The 13361-nt window shown below is 74.4% G+C and carries 7 protein-coding genes; 3 read left to right on the top strand and 4 right to left on the bottom strand.

The genetic code is table 11. The features are described 5' to 3' along the window. Positions 1-85: 85 nt before the first annotated feature. Positions 86-1117, bottom strand: a complete 1032-nt coding sequence (locus BUB17_RS03525) for an NAD-dependent epimerase/dehydratase family protein (RefSeq protein ID WP_175561259.1) — start codon at positions 1115-1117, stop codon at positions 86-88. Between the two features lie 175 nt (positions 1118-1292). Here BUB17_RS03525 and BUB17_RS03520 point away from each other — a divergent pair, with 175 nt between their 5' ends. From BUB17_RS03520 to BUB17_RS03510, 3 genes are all read left to right on the top strand, one after another. Then, positions 1293-3044: a PHA/PHB synthase family protein gene (locus BUB17_RS03520; protein ID WP_072913360.1), complete on the top strand. Its 1752-nt coding sequence runs from the start codon at positions 1293-1295 to the stop codon at positions 3042-3044. Positions 3045-3225: 181 nt separating this feature from the next. Beyond that, positions 3226-3633: a YciI family protein gene (locus BUB17_RS03515; RefSeq protein WP_072913357.1), complete on the top strand. Its 408-nt coding sequence runs from the start codon at positions 3226-3228 to the stop codon at positions 3631-3633. A gap of 38 nt (positions 3634-3671) precedes the next feature. Next, a complete protein-coding gene (locus BUB17_RS03510) occupies positions 3672-4817 on the top strand; it encodes an RNA polymerase sigma factor (protein ID WP_072913354.1) in 1146 nt (381 codons plus the stop codon). A gap of 161 nt (positions 4818-4978) precedes the next feature. Here BUB17_RS03510 and BUB17_RS03505 read toward each other — a convergent pair whose 3' ends face one another. The 3 genes from BUB17_RS03505 to BUB17_RS03495 form a co-directional block, all read right to left on the bottom strand. Next, the gene (locus BUB17_RS03505; RefSeq protein ID WP_244276869.1) at positions 4979-5776 is read right to left on the bottom strand and encodes an alpha/beta fold hydrolase; all 798 of its coding nucleotides are present in this window, start codon (positions 5774-5776) and stop codon (positions 4979-4981) included. A gap of 71 nt (positions 5777-5847) precedes the next feature. After that, the gene (locus tag BUB17_RS03500) at positions 5848-7812 is read right to left on the bottom strand and encodes a 3-oxoacyl-ACP synthase III family protein (RefSeq protein ID WP_072913351.1); all 1965 of its coding nucleotides are present in this window, start codon (positions 7810-7812) and stop codon (positions 5848-5850) included. A 23-nt stretch (positions 7813-7835) separates the two neighbouring features. Then, positions 7836-13328, bottom strand: coding sequence for an ATP-binding protein (locus BUB17_RS03495; protein WP_072913349.1), 5493 nt, complete (start codon positions 13326-13328; stop codon positions 7836-7838). Positions 13329-13361: the final 33 nt, after the last annotated feature.

Below are 13361 nucleotides of genomic sequence, written 5' to 3'. Positions count from 1 at the left end.
GCCGGCGACCGTCCAGCAGACGTGGTCACCGGGTCGCAGACCCGTCGGTGCGTCCAGCTCCCGCAGGACGGTCACCCCACCGACGCTACCGACGCGTCCGCGCCCACGCGAGGGACCGCTGCGGTCGGTCCGGGGCACGCAGCGCAGCGAGGGTGCGCCGCACGCCCTCCTCGTACGGCGTCGGGGTCAGCCCGAAGGCGCTCTGCGCGCGGCTGCCGTCGACCTCGAACGGCTGCTCGAACTGGTAGACCAGCTCGGCTCCCTCGCGGACGAGCGGGACGAACCAGCCGACCGCGCGCACCTGCCGGTGCCCGTACCGCAGCAGCCGCAGGCGGGTGCCCGCCTGCCGGCAGGCCTCGGCCGCCAGCTGCCGGCCGGTCGTCCGGCCGGGGTGGGGCACGTGCCAGACCGCGGCGTCCGCCGTGTCCTGCAGGCCGAGGACGGCCACGGTCCGCGCGAAGTCGTCCACGAGGGTGGGGGTCAGCGGGAGGTCGGGGTCGCCGATCCAGTGCACCGGCCGGCCGCGCAGCGCGGAGCCGAACACGTTGCCGGCGATGAGGGACCGCACACCGGGCCCGTAGAGCTCGCCCGCCCGGGCGATGCTCACCTGCAGGCGCCCGCTCGCGGCCGCGTGCAGCAGCCGCTCGGCGAGCCAGGCCCGCAGGACGCCGCTGCTGCTCACCGGTCGCCACGGGGTGTCCTCGGTCATCGGGCCCGAGACCCGGCCGTACATCCAGGTGTCGTCGGCGAAGACCAGCCGTGCCCCCGCCGCGGCCGCGGCGTCGACCAGGGCGTCGGTCACCACGGGGAACTGCTCGGTCCAGCGCAGGAAGGCCGGCATCACGCAGTGGTAGACGGTGACCGCTCCCCGGCAGGCAGCGGTCAGGGCCGCGACGTCCGCCGCGTCCGCTGCCGCCGACTCCACGCCCGGCGTGCCGACGTCGCGACCGTCCCGGGTCACCGCACGCACGCTGACCCCCGCCGCGTGCAGGTGGGCGACGACCAGCCGGCCCACCGCTCCGCCGGCGCCCACCACCACGTGCAGGTCGGACGGCCCGGCGACCGGGGGCGCGGAACGGGCGGACCGTTCGGGGGGCGTCTCCGGCACGGGGGTCATCGCAGCCTCCCTGGGGTGCGGTCGGACCGGGCGCTCGCTGGCGCCCAGCATGCCGGGCCGGCCGCCTCGGGTGAGGTGTCCCGTGGCCCCGGGCACGCGCCCGTGGAACTACCCGGGACCCCGGATCGGGGGCTACGGTCGGAGGAGGTGTGACCGAGCTCACAACGGAGGCAGCGTGACGACCCAGCCGACGACCCCGCCCCGCCCGCGCTCATCCGGCCGGCCGCGCCCCGCGGCCGAGGACCGGCTCGCGCCGGAGGACGCCAGCACGTCGCCTCCGGTGGAGGGCGGCGAGGACGTCGGCCTCCCGTCCCCGCGGGGCATGATCCAGGGCCTCGTGGCGACCTTCACCCGGCCCGGGCCGATGGCACGGGAGACCGTCCGGCTCGGCCAGGAGGGCCTGCGCATCCTCCGGGGCACCGACGAGATCGCGCCCTCGCCGAAGGACAAGCGGTTCGCCGACCCGGCCTGGTCGTCGCATCCCGGCTACCGCCGGCTCGCCCAGTCCTACGTCGCGGCGGCGGCGGCACTGGACCGCCTGGTCGCCGACTTCGAGGCCGGTGGCGCCGACTGGCGCGAGGTCGAGCAGGTGCGGTTCGTGCTCAACGCGCTCACCAGCGCCGCGGCGCCCACGAACACCCTGCTGGGCAACCCGGCAGCGCTCAAGCGGGCGTTCGACACCGCCGGGGCCAGCGTGCTCCGTGGGTTCCGCAACGCGCTCCACGACCTCGTGCGCAACGGTGGGCTGCCCCGCCAGGTGGACCGCAGCGCCTTCACCGTGGGCGAGGACCTCGGCATCACCCCGGGGGCGGTCGTCCACCGGGACGAGGTCATCGAGGTCATCCAGTACACCCCGTCGACGCCGCGCGTGCGGCAACGGCCCCTGGTGATCGTGCCGCCGCCCATCGGGCGTTTCTACTTCCTCGACCTGCGACCGGGCCGCAGCCTCGTCGAGTACGCGGTCAGCCGGGGCCTGCAGGTGTTCATGGTCAGCTGGCGCAACCCGACCCGGGACCAGGCCGAGTGGGGCCTGGACGAGTACGCGCAGGGCGTCGTCACCGCCGTCGACGTCGCGCGGGAGGTCACCGGCTCCGCCGACGCCACCACCCTGGGTCTGTGCGCCGGCGGCCAGGTGATGACCACCGCGCTCAACCACCTGGCCGCGAACGGCGACGACCGGGTGCACGCCGCCGGCTACGCCGTGACCCTGCTCGACTTCTCCAACCGGGCCCCGCTCGGTGCCTTCTCCGGTCCTCGGATGCTGGATGTCGCCCGGCGCAACTCGGCCCGGCGGGGCGTCATCACCTCCCGCCAGATGGGGTCGATGTTCACCTGGATGCGCCCGGACGACCTGATCTTCAACTACCTCGTGAGCCAGTGGCTCATGGGCGAGGACCCGCCCGCGTTCGACATCCTCGCCTGGAACGCGGACGGGACGAACCTGCCCGCCCGGCTGCACGAGCAGTTCCTCGACATCTTCGGCCAGAACGCGCTGGTCAAGCCTGGTGCGCTGCGGGTCCTGGGCACGCCGGTCCACCTGAGCCGGATCACCGTCCCCACGTTCGTCACCGGTGCGCTCACCGACCACATCACCCCGTGGGACGGCTGCTACCGGACCACCCAGCTGCTCTCGGGACCGAGCACCTTCGTGCTCAGCTACAGCGGCCACATCCAGAGCCTGGTCAACCCCCCGGGCAACCCCAAGTCCCGGTACTGGACCGACGGTGAGCCCGGGCCGGATCCGCACGCCTGGCGCGCGAAGGCCCAGGAACACACCGGCACCTGGTGGGAGCCCTGGGCGGACTGGACCATCGAGCGCTCCGGCGACGAGGTGCCCGCACCGGAGACGCTGGGCAGCTCGGCCCACCCGGTGCTGGAGCCGGCGCCCGGCTCCTACGTCCGGGACCGCGTCCCCGCCCGGGCTTAGCACGTCGCGCCCCGGCGGCGCACGTCGACCACCCGCCCGGCAGGCGCTCCTGGGGACGCAGCGAGGCCGCCCGTCGGGCCGCTCCGGGCGGCCCGGCGTCCGGCCGTGTCGAAACGGCCCCGTCGGCTCCGTCCCTGGTGTGAGGCGGCCGAGACGGGTCGCCCCGAGCGAGGGAGATCCCATGGCCAAGTACCTGCTGCTCAAGCACTACCGGGGCGCGCCCGCACCGGTCAACGACGTGCCGATGGACCGCTGGGCACCGGAGGAGATCGACGCCCACGTGGCGTACATGCAGGACTTCGCGACGAAGCTCGAGGAGTCCGGCGAGTACGTCGACGGACAGGCGCTGGCGCCCGACGGTGCGTTCGTCCGGTACGACGGCGAGGGGCGGCCGCCGGTCGTCGACGGTCCGTTCGCCGAGACCAAGGACCTGGTCGCCGGCTGGATGGTCATCGACGTCGACTCCTGGGAGCGCGCCGTCGAGCTGGCCGGGGAGCTGTCGGCCGCACCCGGAGCCGGCGGGAAGCCGATCCACGAGTGGCTGGAGGTCCGCCCCTTCCTCGGCGCCCCGCCCACCGTCACCGACTGACCGGACGGCGGCACCCGGGCACCGACGGGAACACCGGCGTGGAGGAGTCGCGGCTGCGGGCGCTGATCCCGGAGGTGATCGGCGTCCTCGTCCGGCGTGGAGCGGACTTCGCGTCGGCCGAGGACGCCGTCCAGGAGGCACTGGTCAAGGCCATCGAGACGTGGCCGGCGGATCCACCGCGCGACGCCAAGGGCTGGCTGGTCACGGTGTCGTGGCGCAGGTACCTGGACCTGCGCCGGTCCGAGCACGCCCGCCACGGTCGCGAGGTCGCCGTCGACCTGGAGCCCCCGCAGGGACCGGTGCCCGAGGTCGACGACACCCTGCGGCTGTACTTCCTGTGCGCGCACCCGTCGTTGCCGCCCGGTTCGGCGGTGGCGCTCACGCTGCGGGCCGTCGGCGGGCTCACCACCCGGCAGATCGCCGAGGCCCACCTCGTGCCGGAGTCGACGATGGGCCAGCGGATCAGCCGGGCCAAGCGGCGCATCGCGGAGGTGTCGCTGGACCAGCCGGGCGATCTCGCGACGGTGCTGCGCGTGCTGTACCTGATCTACAACGAGGGTCACTCCGGCGAGGTCGATCTCGCCACCGAGGCGATCCGGGTGACCCGGCAGCTCGCGGCGGCGGTCGACGACCCCGAGGTCGCCGGCCTGCTCGCGCTCATGCTGCTGCACCACGCGCGCCGCGCCGCGCGCACCGGCCCCGCCGGCCGGCTGGTCCCGCTCGCCGAGCAGGACCGGTCCCGGTGGGACACCGCGCTGATCGCCGAGGGGGTGCAGGTCCTGCAGGCCGCGCTCGCCCGGGACCGGCTCGGTGAGTACCAGGCCCAGGCGGCGATCGCCGCACTGCACGCCGACGCGCGACGGTTCGAGGAGACCGACTGGGTGCAGATCGTGGAGTGGTACGACGAGCTCGTCGCCCGCACCGGCTCCGCCGTGGCCCGGTTGAACCGCGCCGTGGCGGTCGGGGAGGCCGACGGTGCCCCGGCGGGGCTGGCCGCCCTGGCCGAGGTCGACCCGGGCCTCCCTCGCCACACCGCGGCCTCGGCGTACCTCCACGAGAAGGCCGGACGGCTCGCGGACGCGGCCGACCTCTACGCCGCGGCGGCGCGGGCCGCGTCGAACCCGGCCGAACGCGACCACCTCATCCGGCGGGCCGCACGGCTCCGGCAGGCCGCGTCCGGCTGAGCCGCCCCGGGCGGAGCGTTTCCCCGTCCGCGGCCTGCCACGCGCCGGGCCGGCGGCACGCCGGCTGGGTCGTCGTCCCCCGCCGCGGAGTCCCCGAGGCCGTGGCCCACCGCATGCCCTTCGCCCCGGCCGGGCGCAACGGCCCCGGGCGAGGGCAGGCGCTAGGGGCGGCCGGGCTCCCGGGCGACGAGCGACCGCAGCTCGTCCACCATCACCTCCGGGTACTGCAGGGGCACGAAGTGGGTGCCGGCGAGCGTGCGCAGCCGGGCGTCCGGCACCGTCCGTGCCGCCGCACGGACGTCGGCCGGGTCGACGAGCGTGTCGTACCGGCCGGCCACGAAGGCGACCGGGCAGCGCACCGGCGCGACGTCCAGCGGTGCGTGCTCCGCCACGGCCAGGGCCAGGTGCCGGTACCAGCGCCAGTCGTGGCGGGAGAACTCGTGCAGCACCGCGTAGAGCGCGGCCGGGTGGGCGGCCTCCCGCGCCGGGCCGCGGACCCCCTCCGCCGTCAGCAGGTCGTGCCACGGCGGCAGGCTGGCCAGGAGGACCGGCAGCAGCGGGCCGACGACCGGCAGCAGCCGGCTGCTCAGCCGCCCCGCGGGGGTCCGGAGCCGCCGCGGCACGCCGAGAGGCGCGAACATCGCGGAGAAGCTGCCGCCGGGCACGCCGGCGACGGCGAGCAGCGACCGGACGCGGGAGGACTGCTCGAGCGCCAGCTCGAAGGCCACGTTGACCCCCAGCGACCAGCCGATGACCGTCGCCGACGGCATGTCGTAGGCGTCGAGGACCGCGCGGGCGTCGTCCGCGTGGTCCTCGACGCGCACCCGGCTCCGGTCGGCCGGCCGCTCGGAGCCGGCCAGGCCGCGGTGGGCCCAGGAGACCACCCGGAACCCGCTGTCCCGGGCGGTGATCCGCGGCCAGGCCGCGGTCGGCGCCCCGAGCCCGTTGCAGAGCAGCACCGGGACGCCGTCCCCGTCGTTGCACCAGGCGCGCAGCCGCGTCCCGTCCGCGCCGCGGACCGTGCGGGTGCTCAGGTAAAGGCCTCCCGCATGCCCTCCGAGGCCGACTCGGACTGCGCCTGGTCGGCCGGCGCCGGGGCGGGCATCTCGCCGTGCTCGTGCGGCGCGGACGACCCCTGGACGGCGACCACCGCCGGGTCGACCCGCATCACCGCGTACCCGGCCACGGCGCCCGCGCCGAACCCGGGCGCGAAGACCCGCATGGGCCCGGTGATCACGCCGTCGCGCACCGCGTCGTGGATGGCCAGCGGGATGCTGGCCGACGAGGTGTTGCCGACCTGCTCGATGTTGAAGTAGAGCTGGTCGGCGGTCAGCCCGGCGCGCTCGGCCAGCCCGATCACCATCGTCTTGTTCGCCTGGTGCGGCACGATCAGGTCGATGGCGTCCATCAGCGACCCGTCCCGGCCGTCGGGCGCCGGCAGCTGCCCCAGCTCGTCGATCATCTGCGAGAGGTAGCGGCCGGCCAGCGCCTTCACCTGCGGGCCGAACACGGTGATGTTGTTGTCGAACTCGGGGTTCGGCCAGAGGATCGAGTTGACCTCGCTGGCCGGGCCGCTGGCGTAGGTCTTCATGTAGTCGATGTCGCCGTCGGTGCCCTCGGGTGCCGGGCCCACCACCAGCGCCGCCGCCCCGTCGCCGAAGATCATCCGCGAGGTGCGGACGTTGCCGATCTTGTCGGAGAACTTCTCGACGCAGACGACGAGGACCGGCCGCTCGACCTCCTGCAGCATCCGGACGGCGTCGGCGACGCCGTAGGGCATGCCGGCGCAGGCGGCGATGATGTCGTAGGCCGCGTACACCTGGTGCATCCCGAGCTGCCCGCACAGGTAGGTGGCCAGCGACGGGATCAGCCGGGAGCTGGTGCAGGTGCAGACCAGGACGCCGCCGATCTCCTCCGGCTGCCGGCCCGCCTTGTCCAGCGCCGCCTCGGCGGCCTGCAGGGCCAGCTCCTCCAGCGGCAGCGAGCTGTACTCGCGCTGCTCGATGCCGGTCTTGGAGGAGATCTCGTCGGCGCTCATCGGCGACCAGTTGTAGGCGGTGTTGCGGATCAGGTCGTCGTTGCTGCAGACCTGGTCGCCGTGCACCGCGGCCAGCGCCTCGATCCGCGGCTGCACCGAGAACCGCTGCCGCACGTCGAGCTCGGGGTAGGGACGCACCGGCGGCCGGGACTCCCGGGGCCCGGCGACGTGCCGGGGCGCGGTGCCGGCGCGCAGCCGGCGCAGGAAGGCGCGCACCTCCTTGTCCCGCGGGTGGAAGGCGACCACCCAGTCCTCGTCCTGGAGCTGGTCGACCGAGGCCAGCTCCACCTGCGACCGCTCCCACGGGTACTGGTTGTGCAGCACCATCGCCCAGCGGTGCAGCGCCTCCAGCTCGGGGACGTCCTCGGAGACGTCGAGGATGTCGGTGTAGTCGTAGACCGGGAAGTCCGGGTCGTAGTGCGGCAGCCGGAAGGTGAGGTTGCCCGGCTGCTCCAGGAACTCCGCGACCGTGGGCTTGACCGCCGGCAGCGTGGACGCGTGGTGGCGTCGGTTGGCGAAGACGTCGAACAGGATGTCGAAGATGCGGTCCTCGCAGCCCTCGTTCCACTTCGACGGCAGCTGCGGATAGGCCTCCTGGACGCCGCTGACCTTGGCCTCGCCGTCCTCCCAGGGCTCCAGGACGGGCAGGAAGACGTCGGACCGCGTCCGCGGGAGGTCGGCCCAGCGGGTCGGCCGCTTGTCGTACATGGTGATCGAGAAGCGGTTGGCCCAGAACAGGTTCAGGGCCATGTCGCGCATCAGGTCGTAGCGGGTGCTGTAGCCGCCGGTGCCGACCCGCTCCAGGATCTCGGTGCCGCTCGGCGCCTTGGTCTCGAAGTCCCGGCGGATGACGCTGTCGAGCTGTTCGAGCGTCTCCATGGTGGAGAAGTCGAGCTCGGGCATGATGTTCGAGGGGAACACCATGCGGCCGTGCTGGTTCAGGACGAACGCGTTCACGAGAGTCCTCTCTGTCGGGCGGTTCAGCTCCGGGCGGCGCGTTCCATCCCGCGTTCCACCGCGGCGATGAGACGGGGGCGCAGTTCCGCGGCCGGGATGATGGCGTGCACCGAGCCCATCCGGCGGGCCCGCTCGATGTCGTGGACGGCCTCGAACTCCGCGGCGACCTCGCCGAGCTTCTCCGACCGGACGGCGCTGCGGACGGTGGCCAGCTGGGCCCGCAGGTGGGCCTGCTCGACGGAGTCGGCAGCGGCGATCGCGGCCTCGAGGTCGCGCACCCGCGGATCGGCGGCGGTGCGCTTGTCGACCTCGCGGGAGAAGACGACCGCGGCCGCCGGCGCCCCGCCGATGACCGAGGCGTAGGAGCCCTCGACGGCCAGCACCTCCATGCCCTCGTTGAGGACGCCGGAGAAGACGACGAAGGCGCCGCCGTGGTAGCGCGACACCACGCAGAACACGATCGGGCCGTCGAAGTTGGTGATGGCCCGGCCGATCTCCGCGCCGTACTCCAGCTGCATCTCCCGCAGCGACTCCGGCGAGCCGTCGAAGCCCGACAGGTTGGCCAGCACGACCAGCGGGCGGTTGCCGCTGGCGGCGTTGATCGCGCGGGCGGTCTTCTTCGACGAGCGGGGGAACAGCGTCCCCGCCGTCCACTGGTCGGGGCCGTCGGCGGGGTAGCTGCCGCGCCGCGGGATCGGCCGCGACTCGACGCCGAGCACGGCCACCGGGTGCCCGCCGAGGTGGGCATCGAGGACGACGGTGGTGTCGGCGTCGGCCATGCCGGCCCAGCGCTCGAGCACCGGGTGGTCCTGGTCGGTCACCGCCCGCATGACGGTCCGGATGTCGAAGGCCTTCTTGCGTTCGGGGTTCTTCTCGGCCGAGAAGACGTCGCCGACAGTGGTGAACTCGCTCGCCGGGTGCTCGTGCGGGAAGGAGCGCACGTCCCGGTCGCGCGGGTCGGAGGTCTCGGCCGGCCGGCCCCAGCGCTCCCCCGGCGCCCGGTAGGTGTGGTCGTAGTGCCGGAACAGCACGTCGAGCGCGCCGGTGAGGTCGGGCGCCCAGTACTGGGCCTGCCCGTTGGGTCCCATCACCCGGTCGTAGCCGCCGATGCCGAAGTTGTCCTCGGCCGACACCCCGCCGGAGTAGTCCAGGGAGTGCTTGCCGGTGAGCACCATCGCGCTGTCCGGCGTCATGACCAGGATGCCCTTGGTGTGCATCAGCATCGTGGCCTCGGCGTTCCAGTACGGCTGGGCGCCCACGTTGATGCCGGTGACGACGACGTTGATCTCCCCGCCGGCCTGGGTGAACTCGATGATCCGGCGCAGCGCCCGCGACACCCAGTCCATGTTCTCGGTGCCGCTGTCCATGGAGATGCGGGCGCCGGAGGACAGCGCGAACCACTCGACCGGGATGCCGCGCTCCTCGGCCAGGTCGAGGGCGGCGACCACCCGGGCGCACTCCGGCTCGGCGACGGTGCCCAGGGCCTTGGTCGGGTCACCGAAGAGGGCCACCCGGGTCATGCCCTCGGGGTACCGCTGCGTCGGCGTGGTCACCAGGCCGACGACGATGCCCGCCTTGTTCTGGCCCCGCGGGCGCTCGACCGGGGTGAGCCGGCCGTCGTCGCCCAGTTCGTGCTCGACCCACGAGCCCTGCGGCCCCGCGAGCAGCGGCGCCAGCTCGTAGGGGTAGGGCGCGCCGCGGGCCCGTGAGCTGAGCACCTTGGCGGTGTAGTCGTCCAACGGGCGGATCGGCTCGGTGGGCCGGTCGGTCACCTCCATGCGCAACCCGGTGCCGGGGCGGAAGGAGAAGCGCAGCGCCACCTCGCGCGGCGGGCGGCCCTCCTCCTCCTGCAGCCGCGCGAACAGCACGATCTGGTCGAGGCCGGCGCCGATCGTCAGCGGCGCCGAGGTGCGCGCGAAGGTCGCCACCTCCGACAGCGGCAGCTCGATCGAGGGCCAGGCGTAGAGGTAGACGCGGTTGTGCTCCAGCGGCCGCCGGGACCGCCGCAGCGACTGGGCCCGCCGCAGGCTGTCCAGGCAGGAGGTCAGCTGCCGCTCGACCGTGGGGAAGCCGACTATCTCGCCCGCGTCGTCACGCAGCGGCGTGAGGTCGCGGACCTCGGCCATCGCGATGAACCGCTCGTCGTTCGGGTTGTCCTTACCCGTGATGTGGAACAGGGAGGTGTCCTCGGCCGAGGGCACCCGCTCGCCGTCGAAGTGCTTCAGCCGCCACAGGTTGAGCCGCTGGGCGGTCAGTGGGTGCAGCCCGCGGACGACCCGCTCCTCGGCCAGCCGGCCGTCCTGCGCCGGTCGGAAGGTGACCGTCTCGACCTCGCCGTCCGGGGTGGAGACCGTGACGGTGACCCGGCGACCGGTCTGCAACGCCGGGACGTCGGCGAGCAGCCCGCGCAGCTGTTCCGACAGCTCGTCGGCGTCGGCCGGGCGGTCCGGCCAGTTGACGTAGAGGTCGACGACCAGCTGGGCGGGGTCCGCCACGCCGGCGAGCGTCGGGTTGAGCGCACGGAGCGCCTCGGCCAGCCGGGCCCGGTCGACCATCAGCGCGACCAGGTGCAGCCGCTGGCCGTTCAGGTCGTACTCGGCCGTGACGCAGGTATCCCCGTCGAGGAGGAAGGACCGCACGTCCTCGAGGCTGCGGCTGCGGTAGTAGCGGCGGGTGAGCGCCTCGAGGATCGGGTCGGGGACGGCCGTCGCCCGGCCGAAGCGCTGCGCCAGCAGCCGGATCAGCGGCTCGGGGCTGGCGACGAGCGCCTCCATCCGCCGGATCTCCTCCGCGGTGTCCCCGCGGGCCGCGTCGAGCTCGTCGAGCAGCCGGCCGGCCTCCTCCAGCACGCGCTGGCGAGCCTCCCGGACGACCGGCTCCTCGAAGTACCGGTAGCGGACCGCCCGGGCCAGGTCGCCCACGGCCGGGTAGCGCAGCTGCGTGGCGACGACCAGCCGGTCGAGGACCTCCCCCACCTCGGCCCGCGCCGGACCCTCCGGCGGGCGTTCGGCGATCAACCAGCGGTCCAGCAGCGCCGAGACGGCGGGCAGCTGCTCCCCGACTCGCTGCTGCGACAGGAAGATCCGGTGGACGGCCGCGACGAGGGCCGGTCCGGGCTCGAGGTCCTCGACGCCGTAGTGCAGCAGTGCCCGGCCCAGGCGGGTGCGGAAGCTCTCCGGCAGTGCCTCCCGCTCGACGTCCAGGGAGTGCAAGTAGGCGTGGAAGTACTCGCGCGGGCTGTGGACCTGGGTGTCGGCCTCCTCCTCCTCGCTGGCCGGGCGGTTGCGGGACAGCTCGCACAGGTCGGCGAAGGTGGTGAGGACGGCGAGCTCGCCGCGCAGCAGCTCCGGGTCGTCGACCGGGAGCTGGTCGCGTACGGCGCCGTACTCGGCGACCAGCTGCCGGGCCTGCGCGGCGCTGAGGTCGTAGCCGGTGACCAGCGCCCGCAGTGCCGATAGCACGGCCAGCGCCCGGGTGCGGGGGTCGCCGTCGGGCACCGCGTCCGCGCTGGGCAGCTCCGCGCGCTCCCCGGTCGCCTCCTCGACATCGCCGCCGATCCGCTCGAGACCGAGCAGCGGGGCACCGGCGTCGACCTGGCTGTTGACCACGGCCCGGACCTCGCGGACCCGGCCGGCGAACGGCGCCCGCACCGCCGTCTCCATCTTCATGCTCTCGAGGATGACGATCGGCTGGCCGGCCTCGACCTCCTCACCCGCCGCGGCGCGGACGGCGACGACCACGGCTGGGGCGGGGGCGCGGACCACACCGCCGGCGTCGCGGCCCACGCGGTGCGTCTCGCCGTCGACCTCCACCAGGTGCGACCCGGGGGCCTCGACGGCCACCACCGAGTACCGCCGTCCACCGGCGGCCAGGCGGCTCTCCAGCGGGCCGAGCCGGTCCACCTCGACGTCGACGACCCGGCCGTCGAGCTCGACCCGGTGGCGGTCCCGCGCCACCGTGGCCACCGTCAGCCGGTAGACCTGCCCGCGCAGGCCCAGCTCCACGGTGCGGCCCACCTCGTGCGGCGCCCGTGGCCGGCCGCCGCGGGCCGAGGCCAGGAAGGCCTGCCGCTCCAGCTCCTCCTCGGCCTCGGCCAGGTCGACGGCCACCTGGACGAGCGCCACCCACGCGGTGCTGGTCGGCCGGGGGCCGTCGGCGGGGCCGGCGCGGTCCAGCCACCCGGTGTCGACGGTGCCCGCCACCACCTCCGGGCGGTCGAGCAGGTCGAGCAGGAAGGTCTTGGTCGTGGTGCCGCCGCGCAGGACGACGGTGGTCTCCTGCAGGGCGCAGCGCAGCCGGGCGAGGGCCTCGGAGCGGTCGCGGCCCCACCCGATCACCTTGGCGATCATCGAGTCGTACTGCGGCGGGATGACGTCGCCGACGCTGATCCCGGTGTCCACCCGGACGCCGGGCCCGGTCGGCAGCCGCAGCAGCTCCACCCGGCCGGGCGCCGGGGCGAACCCCTGCTCGGCGTCCTCGGCGGTCAGCCGCGCCTCCACCGCGTGCCCGTTGGTCGCCGGCGGCTCGCCCTCCAGCCGGCCGCCCGCGGCCACGTGCAGCTGCAGCTTCACCAGGTCCAGCCCGGTGGTCAGCTCGGTCACCGGGTGCTCGACCTGCAGCCGGGTGTTGACCTCGAGGAACGTGGTGAGCTGCTCCTCCGGCTGGTAGAGGAACTCGACGGTGCCCGCGCCGACGTAGCCGGCGGCCCGCACGAGCGCGACGGCGGACTCGCGCAGCGCGGCGTCCTGCTCCCGGGTCAGCGCCGGCGAGCTGGACTCCTCGATGACCTTCTGGTTGCGCCGCTGCACCGAGCAGTCGCGCACGCCGGGTGCCCACACCGTGCCGTGCTGGTCGGCGATCACCTGGACCTCGACGTGCCGCCCGCCCTCGACCAGCCGCTCCATGAACACGACCGGGTCGCCGAAGCTCTTCTCCGCCTCGGAGCGGGTGCGGGTCAGGGCCTCCTCGAGCTCGTCCGGCGAGCGGACGACGCGGATCCCGCGGCCGCCACCGCCGCTGCGGGCCTTGACGATGAGCGGGTAGCCGATGACGTCGGCGTACCGCCGGCCGTCGTCCAGGCTCTCGACCGGGCCGTGGCTCCACGGCGCGACGGGGACGCCGACCTTCTCGGCGAGGACCTTGGCCTCGATCTTGGCACCGAGCAGGCGCATCGCCTCCGGCGGCGGCCCGACGAAGGTCACGCCGAGGTCGGCGCACAGCTCGGCGAAGGCGGGGTCCTCCGCGACGAAGCCCCAGCCGACCCAGGCCGCGTCGGCGCCGCTGGCGCGCAGGGCCCGGGCCAGCTCGGCGTGGTCCAGGTACGGGGAGCCGCCCCCGCTGTCGTCGAGCAGCACCGCCTCGTCGGCGGCGCGCACGAACGTCGCCCTGCGCTCGGCCTCGGTGTGCAGGGCGACGACGCGGGTCCGCGTGCCGTGCTCGGCGTTGAGTTCTCGGACCGCGCGGATGAGCCGCAGCGCGGGCTCCCCACGGTTGACGACGGCGATGCGGTCGAACACCCGAGCACCTCTTCCTGTCAGCGGACCCTGGGG

The organism is Geodermatophilus obscurus (assembly GCF_900143215.1).
Taxonomy (GTDB): domain Bacteria; phylum Actinomycetota; class Actinomycetes; order Mycobacteriales; family Geodermatophilaceae; genus Geodermatophilus; species Geodermatophilus obscurus_A.
This window is presented reverse-complemented; position numbering and strand designations above follow the sequence as displayed.

What these genes read in the sequence shown, in the direction of transcription:
- BUB17_RS03525 (WP_175561259.1), bottom strand. Translation starts at nt 1,117, where the DNA reads ATGACCCCCGTGCCGGAGACGCCCCCCGAACGGTCCGCCCGTTCCGCG.
- BUB17_RS03515 (WP_072913357.1), top strand. Translation starts at nt 3,226, where the DNA reads ATGGCCAAGTACCTGCTGCTCAAGCACTACCGGGGCGCGCCCGCACCG.